We start from the raw sequence: 14,838 nt of genomic DNA, 5'->3' as shown, positions 1-14,838 counted from the left end.
CCAACTTGGCCATTCGCAGCTATCAGAACCACACGCCCATCCTTGGCCCGCGGGCCTTCGTCGATAGTTCGGCGGTGGTGATCGGTGACGTCGAAATCGGCGCCGACAGCTCAGTCTGGCCACTGACGGTGATCCGCGGCGACATGCACCGCATCCGCATCGGCGCCCGCACCAGCGTGCAGGACGGCAGCGTGCTGCACATCACCCACGCAGGCCCCTTCAACCCGGACGGCTTCCCGCTGCTGATCGGCGACGACGTGACCATCGCCCACAAAGTGATGCTGCACGGTTGCAGCGTCGGCAGCCGGGTGCTGATCGGCATGGGCAGCATCGTCATGGACGGCGCGGTGGTGGAAGACGAGGTGATCGTCGGCGCCGGCAGCCTGGTACCGCCTGGCAAACGCCTGGAAAGCGGCTTTCTCTACGTGGGTAGCCCGGTGAAACAGGCCCGCCCGCTGACCGACAAGGAGCGTGCGTTCTTCACCTACAGCGCCGCCAACTACGTGAAGCTCAAGGACCTGCACCTGGCCGAAGGCTACGACCAGGCTTGAGCCCCCGACCCACTGCCCAGGAATCCCCATGCATTACCAAACCCTTCTGTTCGACCTCGATGGCACCCTGACCGACCCGCGCGAAGGCATTACCCGCTCGATCCAGTTCGCCCTCGGCAAGCTGGGCATCGACGAACCCGATCTGAGCAAGCTGGAACACTTCATCGGCCCGCCGCTGTTGCAGGCGTTCATGCAGTTCTACGGGTTCGACGAAGCCAAGGCCTGGGAGGCGGTGAATTTCTACCGCGAGCGTTTCAAGGTCACCGGCCTGTATGAAAACCGCGTGTTCGATGGCGTCACGCCGCTGCTGGAAACCCTAAGCGGGCAGGGCCGCCAGCTGTACATCGCGACGTCCAAACCCTGGGTGTACGCCCGCGAAATCGCCCGGCATTTCGATTTCGCCCGGCATTTCAAGGTGATCTACGGCAGCGAACTGGACGGCACCCGCACCGACAAGGTCGAGCTGATCCGCCACCTGATCAGCGAAGAAGGCCTGGACCCAGGCGACACCCTGATGATCGGCGACCGCAAACACGACCTGATCGGCGCCCGAAACAACGGGCTGGATGCGGCGGCGGTGGGGTATGGCTTCGGCAGCCACGAAGAACTGAGCGCCGAGGCACCGGCCTATCACTTCCAGACCCTGGATGAGCTGCATCAGGCGTTCCTGCAGCGCTGAGCCGATCGCTATCGCGGGCAAGCCTCGCTCCTACAAGGGCTGCGTGCTTCTGTAGGAGAGGCCGGTCGACGCTCGATTGCCCGCGATGGCGTCCCCCCAGACACATCCCGCACAACAGACAAACCCCGTCCCGTCCTTCTTCGATCTAGCCTGAAAAACACGATCAAGGAGGATCTCCCATGCCCAGCAAACCCCATTCCCATCGCCTGCGTACCGGGCGTTACTCGCAGCCCGGTCAAATCTACGTCCTCACCTCCGTCACCCAGAACCGGGAACCGCTATTCAACGACTTCCACTCGGGCCGCCTGGTAGTGGCTGCGTTCAAACAGGCCGAGCAGGAGCAACTCGCCCACTCACTGGCCTTTGTCGTCATGCCCGATCATTTTCACTGGTTGGTCGAACTGCATGGCGCCACCTTGCCAGTGCTGATGGGCAGGACTCGCTCGCGCATTTGCGTATCGGTGAATCGCCAGCGGGGGCGCAAAGGGGCAGTCTGGCAACGTGGTTACCATGATCGGGGCATTCGCAAGGAAGAGGATTTACAGGCTGTCGCAAGGTATATCGTGGCCAACCCGTTACGCGCGGGGTTGGTGAAGCGGGTGGGGGATTATTCGCTTTGGGATGCGATATGGGTTTGACGATCCGGCCTCATCGCGGGCAATCGAGCGTCGACCGGCCTCTCCTACAGAAGCACGCAGGCCCCTTGTAGGAGCGAGGCTTGCCCGCGATGGCGTCCTTTCAGGCGCCATCCATCAATGCTTGCAACGCCGCCTTGCGCTCTTCAACCGGTAACACACCGAGTTTCTCCACAGCCTGGTAAAACGCCGGCCAATCCCCCTTCACCTGCTTGAACAAGGCGGCAAACGCCGGCACCCACTGGTCGTACAGACCGAAAGGCAGCAGCCTGGCATTGTTCAGCGGGGTGTTGATCCAGAAGTCGTAGCGCGAGTCGCCGTGCCATTGGCTGTCCTTCAGCTGTCGGTAATCCCGGCGCAGCCGTTCGAACTCGGCGGCCTTGCGCTGGCGCATCTGCTCGGCGGGCAGCGGCAGGGCATACAGGCGTTCCAGGCGCTGGCGGGTATCGAGGATCAACTGGATGAACTGGTCCTTCTGCTTGACCAGGGCATCGCTGGCCGGCGCCAGGCCCCGGGCCGCGCGCCATTGCCGGGTGCCTTCCTGCTCGACGAAGGTGGCGAAGGACTCGTTGAACTCGGTGTCGTCCTTCACATAAAAGCGCTGATGGGCCAGCTCGTGGAAGATCAGGGTCGCCAGGCGTTCGTCGCCCCAATGCAGCATCGAACTGAGGATCGGGTCGTTGAACCAGCCCAGGGTCGAATAGGCCTCCACCCCGCCGATGGCCACATCCATGCCCTGCTGCTTCTGCAAGGCCGCCTCGCCGCGGGCCGCGCCCTGGCTGTAGTAACCGCGATAGGCCACGCAGCCGGCAATCGGGAAGCAGTGGGTCTTGGGGCTCAGGGAAAACTCGGGGGTGCTGAATACATTCCACACCACGTAGGGCCGGCCGATGTCGGCGTAGAGGCGGTAGCTCTGGTTGTCCGGCAGGTGCAGGTGCTGGCTGGCGAAGCGCCGGGCCTTCTGCGACTGGGCCAGATGGGCGCGCAACAGCGGGTCGCGGGTCGGGTCGGCGATCACCTGCTCGACGGGCGTGCGGGCCTGCAACAGCTGCCACTGGCCGCTGGCCAGCTGGCCGTAGTAACCCAGGCTGGAACAACCGTTGAGCAGCAAAAGCGCCAGGCCCGGAAACAAAAAGTGTAAAAGATGATCAAGTAACCCATGGCTTGAACGCGGCCTAATCAAATCGAATCATCCTTCGAGAGTCTGTCCCCAAGACTATCTCGCCTGCCTGGAGTTTCGCTATGCGCGTGTTGCTGCTGACCACCGGACTCTTGACCCTGAGCGGTTGTGCCGGATTGCCCGCCCCCGATCCGACGCAAGCCTGGATCGACCTCGACAGCCACCAGGACACCGCGCTGCAGGCGCTGGAGGTCGACGAAAAGGCCTGGGTGGACCGCCGATATTTCGAGGTTCAGCCCGGCAACCATGAGCTGAAGGTGCGCTACCAGTTCGCCGTGGAGCCCACCAATATCGGCCCGGACAGCGAACCCCTGTGGCGCGACTGCCAGTTGAGCGTGAAGTACAAGGACTTCAACGCCGGCCAGCGCTACCAGTTGCAGACCGGCAATATCGGCTTCCGCCCCTGGGCCAAGCTCTATGACCAGCAGCGCAATCTGGTGGGTACCGGCCAACCGGCGGGCTGCCAGCGCACCTGATCGGCGCTATGCTTGAGGCCTTTCCCCGGACGGCCCGACCTCATGCGCCAACCCTTGCTGCTGCTTGCCCTGACCGGCCTCGTTGCCTGCTCCAGCCCCCTGCCGGCGGTGGACCCGCAACAGGCCTGGGTCGATTTCGCCACCCCGACGCCGGGCGGCAAGCTGCTGATGGCCGAGCGCCTGGACAACCAGCGCCTGACCGACGGCCGCTACTTCCAGGTCACCCCGGGCAGTCATGAGTTGATGGTGCGTTTCGATTTCGAGGTGTTCAGCGGGCGCATCGGCATGATGAACGATCCGGCCGAGCGTCTGTGCTACCTGAGCATACGCTACGACCATTTCGAAGCCGGCCAGCGTTACCTGCTGGAAGCCCGCTCGCTGGGTTTCTCTCCCAGTGCCCGGCTGTACAACGCCAAGCGTGAGCTGCTGGCCGAAGACCATATGGTCAACTGCGTGATCTGATCGATCAGCTGTCGTTTCGCTGATAGATGATCGCCTTGGTGCCGTTTTCGCAGGTACCGACCACCATGGCCACGTCATGTTTCTCGGCTTCCTCCTTGCTGACAATCTCCAGGGTGTAGGAGGGCACGGCGTTGGCCTGGATCTTGATTTCAATCTCTTTCTTGAGTTCTTCGCAGTCCTTCGGGTCCGCCAGGGCCGAGGTGGCCAGCGCGCAACAAACAACTGCCAGGGCAAAACGTTTCATGTGTGGAGCTCCCTTGATGCAGCGCCCAAGGTCATGGGCTGAGCCTGCAGTCATGCATTCGACCACATTTTCATGAAGCGAGTTCTGATACCACGCATATCTGGCACGGGGATGTCAGCGCAAACGCCATCGCGGGCAAGCCCATTCCTACCGAACGACACAGGCCCTGTAGGAACGAGCTTGCTCGCGAAGCGATGCAACAGGTTAAGGCACCATCAACTGACCAGCGTCGCATCCAGGCTGATCTTCGCGTTCAGCACCTTGGATACCGGGCAACCTTCCTTGGCCTTCTTGCTCAGTTCATCGAACTGCTGCTGGCTGGCGCCAGGAATCTTCGCCTTGAGGATCAGGTGCACCGCAGTGATCGCAAAACCGCCATCGACCTGGTCCAGCGTCACTTCGGCGTTGGTATCGATACTGTCGGCCTTGAGCCCGGCCTCGCCGAGAATCATCGAGAAGGCCATGGAAAAACATCCCGCGTGCGCGGCGCCGATCAGTTCTTCCGGGTTGGTGCCCTTGCCGCCTTCGAAACGTGCCTTGAAGCCGTAGGGCGCATCGCGCAGCACCCCGGTTTCAGTGGAAATCGAGCCGATGCCGGTTTTCAGATCCCCTTCCCAGTGAGCCGATGCTTTCTTGGTGATGCTCATGTCTGTCTCCTCGAGAACGGGCGCGAAAGGCCGCGCCCTTGTGGTTTTCTGCTACTCAGGGTTCTAGAGGATAGAAGGCCCGGCGAAGTTCATCCTGCCTGAATCCACCGTTTATCCGGACAGCAAATTCAGCTTGGCTATTGAAACTCGGGTATATGCCCACATTGCATGAAACAGGCTTACAGCATTCGGCAGGTTTTGGCTCATGACAAAGGCCTGCACACCACTGGAGAAGCAGGCTTATGAAACCACTGTCCGACGTTAAGTTTTCCACCCTCGACCTGGTCCCCGTGCGCGAGGACGGCAGCCCGGCGCAATCGCTGCGCAATTCCCTGGACCTGGCCCGCCATGTAGAGAAGTTCGGCTACACCCGCTTCTGGGTCGCCGAGCACCACAACATGGACGGTATCGCCAGCTCCGCGACCTCGGTACTGCTGGGCTATCTGGCCGGCGGCACCTCAAGCATTCGCGTCGGCTCCGGTGGCGTGATGCTGCCCAATCATGCGCCGCTGGTGATCGCCGAGCAGTTCGGCACCCTGGAAAGCCTGTATCCGGGGCGCATCGACCTGGGCCTGGGCCGCGCGCCGGGTTCCGACCAGATGACCGCCCGCGCCCTGCGCCGAGAACGTTCCGGCAGCGCCGACGACTTCCCTGAAGACGTGGCCGAACTGATGGCCTACCTCGGCCCACGCACCCCGGAGCAACGGGTGATCGCGGTACCAGGGACCGGCACCCAGGTGCCGGTGTGGCTGCTGGGTTCCAGCCTGTTCAGTGCGCAACTGGCCGGTGAGCGCGGCTTGCCTTACGCCTTCGCCTCGCATTTCGCACCGCGCTACATGCACGAGGCGATTCGCGTGTACCGCAATCACTTCAAGCCCTCGGCCGTGCTCGACAAGCCTTATGTGATGCTCGGCGTGCCGCTGGTGGCGGCCGATACCGACGAACAGGCCGATTACCTGGCGACCTCGGTGTACCAGCGGATCCTCGCGCTGATGCGCGGCCAGAGCCTGGTGCAGCGCAAACCGGTGAAGAGCATGGACGGCCTGTGGCTGCCCCATGAAAAAGACGCCGTGGGCAGCTTCCTCGGCCTGGCCATGATCGGCAGCCCGGCGAAGATCCGCGCCAAGCTCGAAGTGCTGATCGAACAGACCGGCGCCGATGAGCTGATCTTCACCTGCGACCTGTACGAACACGCCGACCGCCTGCATTCCTACGAGTTGCTGGCGCAAGTGATGAAGGGTTGAGTCTGCAATCGGGCTGAAGGGCTGTGTGATCCAGAGGCGTGGCGCGCCCTTCGGGCGCGATCGCAGCCTGCGGCAGCGGCTACAGGGGGCACGCCTGGCCTGAGGGCACAAAAAAGCCGACGCATCGCGTCGGCTTGTTCATTGCTACAAGGGCTCAGCCGCGCTTGTAGACGATTTCCTTGGTACCGCCTTCGCAGGTACCGACCACTTTGCCGCCAGCCGCGCTGCCTTTGTCGACAATTTCCAGCGAATAACCCGACACGCCTTTGGCATCGAGCTTCGCGGCGATTTCGCCTTTCAGCTCTTCGCATGGCTTGCCGGCAGCAAGGGCTGTTCCCGCGACACTCAACAACGCTAAAGCCATTACCAGTTTTTTCATCGGTCACATTCTCTGGTCGAGTCAAAAATAAGCGTCAAGCCTCGGCCTGCTCGGCTTCGAGGCAGATATAGCGCTTCGCCATTCCCTATGGCAATCGGCCAGCGCCCAAGTTCAACAGCCTAGCCCAGGTTCAGCTGTTGGCAATCCGGAAGCCGACCTTGAGCGTCACCTGGAAATGCGCGGCCTTGCCATCGCGGATGTGCCCGCGGGTTTCCGTGACCTCGAACCATTCCAGGTGCTTGATGCTTTTGTTGGCTTCGGCCAGCGCATTGTTGATGGCGTCTTCGATGCTGGTAGGGGACGAGCCGACCAGTTCGACTTTCTTGTAGGTGTGATGATCAGACATGGCGTTCTCTCCTTGATGAGGTAGATCAAAGCCTAGCAGCGATTACCGGCAATACTTGGGCAAGCCCCGGCCGATCGGCGCTCAGATTTAATGCACTTTCGCCAGGCCACGCAGTCGGACCCTTACAGACCCCTCAATCAACAATGCAGGAGAGCCGCCATGGCCAACACTTCATTACGCAAAGCCTCATTGGAAAGCATGGAAGCCGAGATCGAAAGTCTGCTCAAGTCCCTGGAAAGCCTCAAGGACGACGCTTCGGACGAGTCGCGCAAAACCCTCAAGACGCTGAAAAGCAACGCCGAGAATGCGCTGAGACATTCGCGCAGCCTGCTCAGCGATGCCTATGAAGACGTCAAAGTGAAAACCCGCGAAACCGGGATCGCCACCCGCGACTATGCCCAGCAACACCCCTGGACCACCGCCGGCGTCGCCGTGGGCGCGCTGGGCCTGCTGGCCGCTTACCTGCTGTGCAAGCGCGGCAATTAAGGCGTCTGGCGCAGCTCGTTGCTAAGCCACTGCGCCAGTTGCCGGGCGCGCCCATCCGCGGCGCGCTTGGGTAGCCACAACGCCAGTTGCCCCGGGGTTTCACAGAAACCCCAGGGGGCAACCAGGCGCCCGGCACGCAGGTCCTCGGCCACCAGCGGCTGCGGCGCGATCGCCACGCCCAGCCCGGCCACCGCGGCCTCCAGCAAATAATACAAATGCTCGAAACCCTGGCCGAACTTCAGCGCCCCGGCGTCGATGCCGTTCTGGCGGGCCCAGCTGGGCCAGGCCTGCGGGCGCGAGGTGGTCTGTAGCAGTGCCTCGCCGAGCAGCGCACTGGCCGGCGCCTCGCGCAGTTGCTCGTAGCGGCTGTAACGCGGGCTGAGCACCGGGCCGATGCGTTCGCTGGCCAGTTCATAGACCTGCATGTCCGCCGGCCACGGCGGCTCGGCGAATACCAGCAAGGCATCCAGCCCCGGCCGGCGCGGATCGAGGTCGCCTTCGCCGGCCGACAGGTGCAGGCGCAGGTCCGGCAGGTCGGCATTCAACCGCCCCAGGCGCGGAATGAACCAGCGCGCCAGCAGGCTGCCGGAACAACCGAGCACGAAGGGCGCATCGGCGGTGCTCTGGCTCAGCTCGGCGCAGACCGTGCGCAGGCGCTCGAAGGCATCGCTGCTGGCATCGCGCAGACGCACCCCGGCATCTGTGAGTTTCAGGCCGCGCCCTTCCTTGACGAACAGGCTCACCCCAAGATGCTCCTCGAGCACCTTCAACTGGCGGCTGACCGCGCCATGGGTGACGTGCAGCTGTTCGGCCGCCTGACTGACGCTGTTCAGGCGGGCGGTGGCTTCGAAGGCCCGGAGGGCGTTCAGCGGGGGCAGGTCGTGGCTCATGGGATATGTGAGTTTTCCTGACAGGTTGTGGCGATCTTATCGGTTTTCAGCCTGGGGCGTCAGGGGTAGAGTGAACGCCATTGCCTGTCCACGCATTCACCCTTTTGACGAATCACCGGGAGCGCCCCATGACCCAGACCAACCTGCGCAACGGTCCTGATGCCAACGGCCTGTTCGGCGCGTTCGGCGGCCGTTACGTCGCCGAAACCCTGATGCCGCTGATCCTCGACCTGGCCCGCGAATACGAAGCGGCCAAGGAAGATCCGGAGTTCCTCAAGGAACTGGCCTACTTCCAGCGCGACTACGTCGGCCGTCCAAGCCCGCTGTATTTCGCCGAGCGCCTGACCGAACACTGCGGCGGCGCCAAGATCTACCTCAAGCGCGAAGAGCTGAACCACACCGGCGCGCACAAGATCAACAACTGCATCGGCCAGATCCTCCTGGCGCGGCGCATGGGCAAGAAACGCATCATCGCCGAGACCGGCGCCGGCATGCACGGCGTGGCCACCGCCACCGTGGCAGCGCGTTTCGGCCTGGACTGCGTGATCTACATGGGCACCACCGACATCGAGCGCCAGCAGGCCAACGTGTTCCGCATGAAGCTGCTGGGCGCCGAAGTGATCCCGGTGGTCGCCGGCACCGGCACCCTGAAGGACGCGATGAACGAAGCCCTGCGTGACTGGGTGACCAACGTCGACAGCACCTTCTACCTGATCGGCACCGTGGCCGGTCCGCACCCTTATCCCGCCATGGTCCGCGACTTCCAGGCGGTGATCGGCAAGGAAACCCGCGAGCAGCTGCAAGCCCAGGAAGGCCGCCTGCCGGACAGCCTGGTGGCGTGCATCGGCGGTGGTTCCAACGCCATGGGCCTGTTCCATCCGTTCCTCGACGACAAGAGCGTGCAGATCATCGGCGTCGAAGCCGCCGGCTACGGCATCGAGACCGGCAAGCACGCGGCCAGCCTGAACGGCGGCTTGCCAGGCGTGCTGCACGGCAACCGCACCTTCCTGCTGCAGGACGAGGATGGCCAGATCATCGACGCCCACTCGATTTCCGCCGGCCTCGACTACCCGGGCATCGGCCCTGAGCACGCCTGGTTGCACGATATCGGCCGCGTCGAATACACCTCGGTGACCGACGACGAAGCCCTGGCCGCGTTCCACCAGTGCTGCCGCCTGGAAGGCATCATCCCGGCCCTGGAAAGCGCCCACGCCCTGGCCGAAGTGTTCAAGCGCGCGCCGAACCTGCCCAAGGATCACCTGATGGTGGTCAACCTCTCGGGCCGCGGCGACAAAGACATGCAAACCGTGATGCACCACATGCAACAGTCCAAGCAGGAGAAACACTGATGAGCCGCCTGCAAACTCGCTTTGCCGAGCTTAAGCAACAGAACCGCGCCGCCCTGGTGACCTTCGTCACCGCCGGCGACCCGGGCTACGACGCTTCCCTGGCGATCCTCAAAGGCTTGCCGGCAGCCGGCGCCGACGTGATCGAGCTGGGCATGCCCTTCACCGACCCGATGGCCGACGGCCCGGCGATCCAGCTGGCCAACATCCGCGCCCTGGAGGCCAAGCAGAACCTGGCGAAAACCCTACAGATGGTTCGCGAGTTCCGCGCTAGCAACAACGACACGCCGCTGGTGCTGATGGGTTACTTCAACCCGATCCACCACTACGGCGTGCCGCGCTTCATTGCCGAAGCCAAGGAAGCCGGCGTCGACGGCCTGATCGTGGTCGACATGCCGCCCGAGCACAACGCCGAGCTGTGCGACCCGTCCCAGGCCGCCGGCATCGACTTCATCCGCCTGACCACGCCGACCACCGACGACGTGCGCCTGCCGAAGGTATTGAACGGCAGCTCGGGCTTCGTCTACTACGTCTCCGTGGCCGGTGTCACCGGTGCCGGTTCCGCCACCCTGGAGCACGTGGAAGAGGCGGTGACCCGCCTGCGTCGCCACACCGACCTGCCGATCAGCATCGGTTTCGGCATCCGCACCCCGGAGCAGGCCGCGGCTATCGCCCGCCTGGCCGACGGCGTGGTGGTGGGTTCGGCGCTGATCGACCAGATCGCCAATGCCACCAGCTCCGAGCAGGCTGTGGACGGCGTGCTGAGCCTGTGCGCTTCCCTCGCCGAAGGGGTGCGTCAAGCCCGTGTCAGCTGAGGGTAAAGTTCCTGATACAGAGGAATTAGCCTCGGGATCCACAGACTAAGCCAGCAAGACCAAGGGGTTCAGGACCAGGTTCTGAACCCCTTTTTGTTGTTCGTGTTCTGAGGAAGACCCGATGAAAATGCCCAAACGCCTGATTGCCGGTCTCGGCGTGCTGATGCTCAGCGCCAGCCCGCTGTTGCACGCGGTCGCCGACCCACGCGACGACCAGGATCGCGGCGGCCCGCAACAGGGTCGCTACGACAATCGAGGAGACAATCGCGCGGACAATCGGGGCGATGAGTATCGCGGTCCCCAGGCCGATCGGCGTGGCGGCCCGCCCCGGGATTTCGGCCCGGTGCGCGAGACCATTCGCGACAATCACGCCTACTTCGTACGCGGCGCGCCGCCGCCCCACGGCATCCATCTGGTGCGCGGCCAGCCGCTGCCTCGCGGCTACTACGGCGAACGCCTGGACAACCGCGCCCTGGCACACCTGCCGTACTACCAGGGTTACGAATGGCGGCGCATGGGCGCCGATATCGTGCTGATCGCGGTGGGCAGCGGGATCGTCTACGAGATCCTCGACGGCGTGCTGTATTGACCGCTCGCTCCTGTAGGAGCACAGCTTGCGTGCGATGAAAGCGATGCGGTGCATCTGTCACAACGCGCTATCGTTCATCGCGGGCAAGTCGGATCGCCGCCCGCTCACTCCTACGAAAAGCTCAAAAAATCGACAGATCCAGCGGCCTGATCGCCCCCATCCAGATCGCATGCTCCGTGTGATCCTTCAGGTCGTCCCCGGTATCCGGGTGCAGAAACACCACCAGCCCGTTGCGATTGAGCGCCAGCCACGGCAGCACCACACCCAGGTACTGCGGCTCGAACGCCAGCTGGCAGCTCCAGTCCGGGTGCGGGCCGACCGGCCGTTCATGCACCCGCCCCATCTTCAACGGAAACAATTGCGCCGCCTGTTCACACAGGGCCCGCGCCTGGTCGATGGTGCTGGCGTCGAAATACACGTGGGCGTGATAGCCCTTGATGCGTTGCATGGAAACCTCGTGACTGAAGTCGAACCCTGGCGACTGCCTACGGGTCAAAATATCACCAGTGTAAAGAAACGAGCCGCGCCATGAAAAATGCCGAAACCCCGGTGGTCAAGCTGGTGCTCTATGGTGCCATGAGCAGCCTGGGCAGCGCGCTGATGGCGGAATTCATGCGGCGCCAGCATGAGGTCATCGCCATCCTCGACGACCTGACGGCCCTCGAGCCCCTTCCCGGTTTGCGTACCAAATGCGGTGACCTGTTCGACGCCCCGCGGGTCAGGCAAAGCGTGGCCGGGGGCGATGTGGTGGCCTGCCTGCTGGACGCCCCGGGGCTGCCCATGGGCCTCGAACAGCAGGAAAACCTGCTGCTCGAACCCCGGGAGCAAGTCCGCGCGGTCGAAGCGCTGATCGCCGGCATGCAGACTGCAGGCGTCCGACGCCTGTTTCTGGTGGGGAATTTCGAGGTGCTGGACCAGCCGGAGATGGAAGCTTACCCAGACCGCCAGGCGGCCGAAGCCATCCTCGATGCGCTGCAAGGTAGCAGCTTGCGCTGGACCCTGGTGAATGCGCCGCAGAGCGTCCCCGGGCTGACCCTGGAACATTTCAGCCAGCCCGCCGGCAGCCTCCCGCCGAAACTGGACGAGCCAGTGCAGCGACTGGCGCGAGTGGCCGCCGGCATTGCCGATGAACAGCAGCTGAACCTGCATGTGGGCGAGCATGTGAACTTCGTGTGTTGAATCCTTATCGCGAGCAAGCTGGCTCCTACTGAAGGTTATGCGATCCCATGTAGGAGCGAGCTTGCTCGCGATGGCTTGCGCGCCAACCCTAAACCTCAGATAGCAATCGAAGGCAAAGCCAGCCCGGTCAGGGATTGCGCACTGTCGGCCTGCTCGGCCATCAGCCAGTCGAAAAACCGCTGGATCAGCGCCCCTCGACGTTTGCGCTGGGGCAGGACCACGTAATAGCCGTAGCGGGAAATCACCGTTTCGCTGATCGGCCGGCACAACAGACCTTGCGCCAGCAAGTTATCCACAAGGTGGCGCCAGCCGATGGCCACGCCCTGGCCGCCGATCGCCGCCTGGATCAGCAGGGTGTAGTTGTCGAAACGCAACTGCCCCGGCGCCGGCGGGGTGGCGATCCCCAACTCGCGAAACACGCCGCTCCAGTCGAACCAGTGGCTGCTGTTTTCCCCCTTCAGGTGCAACAGCGGAAACTCCAGCAGCGACTGGGCGCCGAGGGGCAGTGGCCGTTCCTTGAGCAAGAGCGGGCTGCACACCGGAAACACTTCCTCGTTGAACAGCCAATGGCTTTCCCCCTGCTTGAAACGGCCATCGCCAAACAGCACCGCCACGTCGATATCGCTGCGCAGCATGTTGTGGCTACGCTCGCTGGTGACCAGGCTCACGTCCACCTGTGGATTGGCGGTGTGGAAGCGGTGCAGCCGAGGCATCAGCCAATAGGCGGCAAAGGCGAAGTCGGTGGCCACCTGCAGCACCTCGTGCTGGTGCTGGGCAGTGATGGCGCTCAGGCCGCTGTCGATGCTCTGCAAGCCGGCCTGCACCTGTTCGAACAACTGGCTGCCGGCCTCGGTCAGTTGGATGCCACGGTAGATGCGGTCGAACAGCCGGGTGCCGAGCTGCTCCTCCAACCGCTTGATCTGCTGGCTGATGGCCGGTTGGGTGGTGCCCAGCTCCACCGCTGCGGCGGTAAAGCTGCGCTGGCGCGCCGCCGCCTCGAATACGCGGAACAGGTCCAGGGACAGATCGCCAAGCGCTTCATACATAAGCTGTACTTATCCTAGTCATTGCCGCACATGGGCTTTACCGCGAAAGCCACGGATTACATGCTCAATCGCAGCACTTTCGCATAACTGCCCACTATGGAATGCCGCGAATACATGAAGCGCAAGAACATTCTTTTCATCATGGCCGATCAGATGGCCGCGCCAATGTTGCCGTTCTACGGTCCATCACCCATCAAGCTGCCGCATCTGAGCCGTCTCGCCGCGCAAGGCGTGGTGTTCGACGCCGCCTACTGCAACAGCCCGCTGTGCGCGCCCTCGCGCTTCACCCTGGTCAGCGGCCAGTTGCCGAGCAAGATCGGCGCCTATGACAACGCCGCCGACTTCCCCGCCGACGTCCCGACCTACGCCCACTACCTGCGCCGCCTGGGCTACCGCACCGCGCTGTCGGGCAAGATGCATTTCTGCGGCCCGGACCAGTTGCACGGTTACGAAGAACGCCTGACCAGCGATATCTACCCGGCCGACTATGGCTGGGCAGTGAACTGGGACGCGCCGGACGTGCGCCCGAGCTGGTACCACAACATGTCCTCGGTGCTACAGGCCGGGCCATGCGTGCGCACCAATCAGCTGGATTTCGACGAAGAAGTGGTGTTCAAGGCCCGCCAGTACCTGTTCGATCACGTTCGCGAAGACGGCGACCAGCCGTTCTGCCTGACCGTGTCGATGACCCACCCCCACGATCCCTACACCATTCCCAAAGCCTTCTGGGACCTGTACCGCGACGAGGATATTCCGCTGCCGCAGACCCCGGCCCAAGGCGAGCTTGACCCCCATTCCCAGCGCCTGCTCAAGGTCTACGACCTGTGGGACAAGCCGCTGCCTGTGGATAAGATTCGCGACGCGCGTCGCGCCTATTTCGGCGCATGCAGCTATATCGACAGCAACGTCGGCAAACTCCTGGAAACCCTGGAGGAAACCGGGCTGATCGACGACACCATCATTGTTTTCTCCGGCGATCACGGCGACATGCTCGGCGAGCGCGGCCTCTGGTACAAAATGCACTGGTTCGAAATGGCCGCGCGGGTGCCGCTGCTGGTCAGCGCGCCGGGGCAGTTCGCCGCCGGCCGGGTAGCCCAGGCGGTCTCGACCGCCGACCTGCTGCCGACCCTGGTGGAACTGGCCGGTGGCCAACTGCAAGCGGATCTGCCGCTGGATGGCCGTTCCCTGGTGCCGCACCTGCAAGGGCAGGGCGGGCATGACGAAGTCTTCGGCGAATACATGGCCGAAGGCACCATCAGTCCGCTGATGATGATTCGCCGCGGCCGCTACAAGTTCATCTACAGCGAAGACGACCCCTGCCTGCTGTTCGATGTGGCCAACGACCCCCGCGAGCAGGAAGAACTCAGCCAATCGCCGCAACATCGCCAGCTATTCGAGGATTTTCTCCGCGAAGCGCGGGCCAAATGGGATATCCCGCACATTCATCAACAGGTACTCGCCAGCCAGCGCCGCCGTCGTTTCGTCGCAGGCGCCTTGAGCCTCGGCAAGCTGAAGAGCTGGGACCACCAGCCACTGGTCGACGCCAGCCAGCAATACATGCGCAACCACATCGACCTCGACGATCTGGAGCGCAAGGCTCGTTATCCACAACCCTGCCAAAACCAATAACGTAAGGGGAAGAGC

Annotated in this window: 20 protein-coding genes; 12 read left to right on the top strand and 8 right to left on the bottom strand. The window is 63.2% G+C overall.

The window, feature by feature from the left end; genetic code table 11:
- The first annotated feature begins 5 nt into the window (after positions 1-5).
- The 3 genes from ACTJKT_RS17475 to ACTJKT_RS17465 all read left to right on the top strand — a co-directional run bounded on the left by ACTJKT_RS17475 (position 6) and on the right by ACTJKT_RS17465 (position 1,868).
- Complete coding sequence (locus ACTJKT_RS17475) at positions 6-551, top strand: gamma carbonic anhydrase family protein (RefSeq protein ID WP_124323176.1); 546 nt, start codon at positions 6-8, stop codon at positions 549-551.
- Positions 552-579: 28 nt separating this feature from the next.
- Positions 580-1,230 (top strand): HAD family hydrolase, encoded by a 651-nt coding sequence (locus ACTJKT_RS17470; protein ID WP_440787944.1) that lies wholly within the window; start codon positions 580-582, stop codon positions 1,228-1,230.
- A gap of 179 nt (positions 1,231-1,409) precedes the next feature.
- Positions 1,410-1,868 (top strand): REP-associated tyrosine transposase, encoded by a 459-nt coding sequence (locus ACTJKT_RS17465; protein ID WP_440787943.1) that lies wholly within the window; start codon positions 1,410-1,412, stop codon positions 1,866-1,868.
- A gap of 100 nt (positions 1,869-1,968) precedes the next feature.
- Here ACTJKT_RS17465 and ACTJKT_RS17460 read toward each other — a convergent pair whose 3' ends face one another.
- Positions 1,969-3,048: an aminopeptidase gene (locus ACTJKT_RS17460; protein WP_440787942.1), complete on the bottom strand. Its 1,080-nt coding sequence runs from the start codon at positions 3,046-3,048 to the stop codon at positions 1,969-1,971.
- 59 nt (positions 3,049-3,107) lie between these two features.
- Between ACTJKT_RS17460 and ACTJKT_RS17455 the strand changes: the two genes are divergently transcribed.
- Positions 3,108-3,521, top strand: a complete 414-nt coding sequence (locus tag ACTJKT_RS17455; RefSeq protein ID WP_440787941.1) for a PA0061/PA0062 family lipoprotein — start codon at positions 3,108-3,110, stop codon at positions 3,519-3,521.
- A gap of 42 nt (positions 3,522-3,563) precedes the next feature.
- Positions 3,564-3,983, top strand: coding sequence for a PA0061/PA0062 family lipoprotein (locus ACTJKT_RS17450; protein WP_440787940.1), 420 nt, complete (start codon positions 3,564-3,566; stop codon positions 3,981-3,983).
- A 4-nt stretch (positions 3,984-3,987) separates the two neighbouring features.
- Here the strand turns inward: ACTJKT_RS17450 and ACTJKT_RS17445 are convergent, their stop codons facing one another.
- Both ACTJKT_RS17445 and ACTJKT_RS17440 read right to left on the bottom strand, forming a co-directional pair.
- Entirely contained in the window at positions 3,988-4,227 is a 240-nt protein-coding gene (locus ACTJKT_RS17445; RefSeq protein WP_025806843.1) for a DUF1161 domain-containing protein, read from the bottom strand.
- A gap of 215 nt (positions 4,228-4,442) precedes the next feature.
- On the bottom strand, positions 4,443-4,874 hold the full coding sequence (locus tag ACTJKT_RS17440; RefSeq protein ID WP_009046246.1) for an OsmC family protein: 432 nt from the start codon (positions 4,872-4,874) through the stop codon (positions 4,443-4,445).
- Between the two features lie 242 nt (positions 4,875-5,116).
- On the opposite strand from ACTJKT_RS17440, the gene ACTJKT_RS17435 reads away from it, so the two are divergent.
- Positions 5,117-6,118, top strand: coding sequence for an LLM class flavin-dependent oxidoreductase (locus tag ACTJKT_RS17435; protein ID WP_440787939.1), 1,002 nt, complete (start codon positions 5,117-5,119; stop codon positions 6,116-6,118).
- Positions 6,119-6,272: 154 nt separating this feature from the next.
- On the opposite strand, the gene ACTJKT_RS17430 is transcribed toward ACTJKT_RS17435, so the two are convergent.
- Both ACTJKT_RS17430 and ACTJKT_RS17425 read right to left on the bottom strand, forming a co-directional pair.
- On the bottom strand, positions 6,273-6,497 hold the full coding sequence (locus ACTJKT_RS17430; RefSeq protein ID WP_025806846.1) for a DUF1161 domain-containing protein: 225 nt from the start codon (positions 6,495-6,497) through the stop codon (positions 6,273-6,275).
- Positions 6,498-6,627: 130 nt separating this feature from the next.
- A complete protein-coding gene (locus tag ACTJKT_RS17425) occupies positions 6,628-6,843 on the bottom strand; it encodes a dodecin (RefSeq protein WP_025806847.1) in 216 nt (71 codons plus the stop codon).
- A 159-nt stretch (positions 6,844-7,002) separates the two neighbouring features.
- Between ACTJKT_RS17425 and ACTJKT_RS17420 the strand changes: the two genes are divergently transcribed.
- Positions 7,003-7,329, top strand: a complete 327-nt coding sequence (locus tag ACTJKT_RS17420; RefSeq protein ID WP_053276819.1) for a DUF883 family protein — start codon at positions 7,003-7,005, stop codon at positions 7,327-7,329.
- On the opposite strand, the gene ACTJKT_RS17415 is transcribed toward ACTJKT_RS17420, so the two are convergent.
- Positions 7,326-8,219, bottom strand: coding sequence for a LysR family transcriptional regulator (locus tag ACTJKT_RS17415; protein WP_053276818.1), 894 nt, complete (start codon positions 8,217-8,219; stop codon positions 7,326-7,328). The genes ACTJKT_RS17420 and ACTJKT_RS17415 overlap by 4 nt on opposite strands.
- Positions 8,220-8,347: 128 nt before the next feature.
- Between ACTJKT_RS17415 and trpB the strand changes: the two genes are divergently transcribed.
- The 3 genes from trpB (at position 8,348) to ACTJKT_RS17400 (ending at position 10,969) form a co-directional block, all read left to right on the top strand.
- Positions 8,348-9,568, top strand: coding sequence for a tryptophan synthase subunit beta (trpB, locus tag ACTJKT_RS17410; protein WP_440787938.1), 1,221 nt, complete (start codon positions 8,348-8,350; stop codon positions 9,566-9,568).
- Positions 9,568-10,380 carry a tryptophan synthase subunit alpha gene (gene trpA, locus ACTJKT_RS17405; RefSeq protein ID WP_440787937.1) on the top strand — a complete coding sequence of 271 codons (813 nt, stop codon included), beginning with the start codon at positions 9,568-9,570 and terminating at the stop codon, positions 10,378-10,380. Before trpB ends, trpA begins: the two co-directional genes overlap by 1 nt.
- A 121-nt stretch (positions 10,381-10,501) precedes the next feature.
- On the top strand, positions 10,502-10,969 hold the full coding sequence (locus ACTJKT_RS17400) for an anti-virulence regulator CigR family protein (RefSeq protein WP_440787936.1): 468 nt from the start codon (positions 10,502-10,504) through the stop codon (positions 10,967-10,969).
- A gap of 121 nt (positions 10,970-11,090) precedes the next feature.
- On the opposite strand, the gene ACTJKT_RS17395 is transcribed toward ACTJKT_RS17400, so the two are convergent.
- On the bottom strand, positions 11,091-11,417 hold the full coding sequence (locus ACTJKT_RS17395) for a DOPA 4,5-dioxygenase family protein (RefSeq protein WP_440787935.1): 327 nt from the start codon (positions 11,415-11,417) through the stop codon (positions 11,091-11,093).
- An 80-nt stretch (positions 11,418-11,497) separates the two neighbouring features.
- On the opposite strand from ACTJKT_RS17395, the gene ACTJKT_RS17390 reads away from it, so the two are divergent.
- Positions 11,498-12,148, top strand: a complete 651-nt coding sequence (locus ACTJKT_RS17390; RefSeq protein WP_440787934.1) for an NAD(P)-dependent oxidoreductase — start codon at positions 11,498-11,500, stop codon at positions 12,146-12,148.
- 95 nt (positions 12,149-12,243) lie between these two features.
- On the opposite strand, the gene ACTJKT_RS17385 is transcribed toward ACTJKT_RS17390, so the two are convergent.
- Positions 12,244-13,194 (bottom strand): choline sulfate utilization transcriptional regulator, encoded by a 951-nt coding sequence (locus tag ACTJKT_RS17385; RefSeq protein WP_440787933.1) that lies wholly within the window; start codon positions 13,192-13,194, stop codon positions 12,244-12,246.
- A 114-nt stretch (positions 13,195-13,308) separates the two neighbouring features.
- Here ACTJKT_RS17385 and betC point away from each other — a divergent pair, with 114 nt between their 5' ends.
- Positions 13,309-14,823 (top strand): choline-sulfatase, encoded by a 1,515-nt coding sequence (betC, locus tag ACTJKT_RS17380; protein WP_440787932.1) that lies wholly within the window; start codon positions 13,309-13,311, stop codon positions 14,821-14,823.
- Positions 14,824-14,838 lie beyond the last annotated feature (15 nt).

Origin of the sequence: Pseudomonas sp. 22526 (genome assembly GCF_052044735.1) — a bacterium.
Lineage (GTDB): Bacteria > Pseudomonadota > Gammaproteobacteria > Pseudomonadales > Pseudomonadaceae > Aquipseudomonas > Aquipseudomonas piscium.
The sequence above is the reverse complement of the archived record's forward strand: the minus strand, read 5'-3'. Positions and strand labels throughout refer to the sequence as shown.

Bases quoted from the DNA above. Each gene is read 5' to 3' on its own strand.
- ACTJKT_RS17470 (WP_440787944.1), top strand. From the start codon at position 580: ATGCATTACCAAACCCTTCTGTTCGACCTCGATGGCACCCTGACCGAC.
- ACTJKT_RS17465 (WP_440787943.1), top strand. From the start codon at position 1,410: ATGCCCAGCAAACCCCATTCCCATCGCCTGCGTACCGGGCGTTACTCG.
- ACTJKT_RS17455 (WP_440787941.1), top strand. From the start codon at position 3,108: ATGCGCGTGTTGCTGCTGACCACCGGACTCTTGACCCTGAGCGGTTGT.
- ACTJKT_RS17450 (WP_440787940.1), top strand. From the start codon at position 3,564: ATGCGCCAACCCTTGCTGCTGCTTGCCCTGACCGGCCTCGTTGCCTGC.
- ACTJKT_RS17445 (WP_025806843.1), bottom strand. From the start codon at position 4,227: ATGAAACGTTTTGCCCTGGCAGTTGTTTGTTGCGCGCTGGCCACCTCG.
- ACTJKT_RS17440 (WP_009046246.1), bottom strand. From the start codon at position 4,874: ATGAGCATCACCAAGAAAGCATCGGCTCACTGGGAAGGGGATCTGAAA.
- ACTJKT_RS17435 (WP_440787939.1), top strand. From the start codon at position 5,117: ATGAAACCACTGTCCGACGTTAAGTTTTCCACCCTCGACCTGGTCCCC.
- ACTJKT_RS17430 (WP_025806846.1), bottom strand. From the start codon at position 6,497: ATGAAAAAACTGGTAATGGCTTTAGCGTTGTTGAGTGTCGCGGGAACA.
- ACTJKT_RS17425 (WP_025806847.1), bottom strand. From the start codon at position 6,843: ATGTCTGATCATCACACCTACAAGAAAGTCGAACTGGTCGGCTCGTCC.
- ACTJKT_RS17420 (WP_053276819.1), top strand. From the start codon at position 7,003: ATGGCCAACACTTCATTACGCAAAGCCTCATTGGAAAGCATGGAAGCC.
- ACTJKT_RS17415 (WP_053276818.1), bottom strand. From the start codon at position 8,219: ATGAGCCACGACCTGCCCCCGCTGAACGCCCTCCGGGCCTTCGAAGCC.
- trpB (WP_440787938.1), top strand. From the start codon at position 8,348: ATGACCCAGACCAACCTGCGCAACGGTCCTGATGCCAACGGCCTGTTC.
- trpA (WP_440787937.1), top strand. From the start codon at position 9,568: ATGAGCCGCCTGCAAACTCGCTTTGCCGAGCTTAAGCAACAGAACCGC.
- ACTJKT_RS17400 (WP_440787936.1), top strand. From the start codon at position 10,502: ATGAAAATGCCCAAACGCCTGATTGCCGGTCTCGGCGTGCTGATGCTC.
- ACTJKT_RS17395 (WP_440787935.1), bottom strand. From the start codon at position 11,417: ATGCAACGCATCAAGGGCTATCACGCCCACGTGTATTTCGACGCCAGC.
- ACTJKT_RS17390 (WP_440787934.1), top strand. From the start codon at position 11,498: ATGAAAAATGCCGAAACCCCGGTGGTCAAGCTGGTGCTCTATGGTGCC.
- ACTJKT_RS17385 (WP_440787933.1), bottom strand. From the start codon at position 13,194: ATGTATGAAGCGCTTGGCGATCTGTCCCTGGACCTGTTCCGCGTATTC.
- betC (WP_440787932.1), top strand. From the start codon at position 13,309: ATGAAGCGCAAGAACATTCTTTTCATCATGGCCGATCAGATGGCCGCG.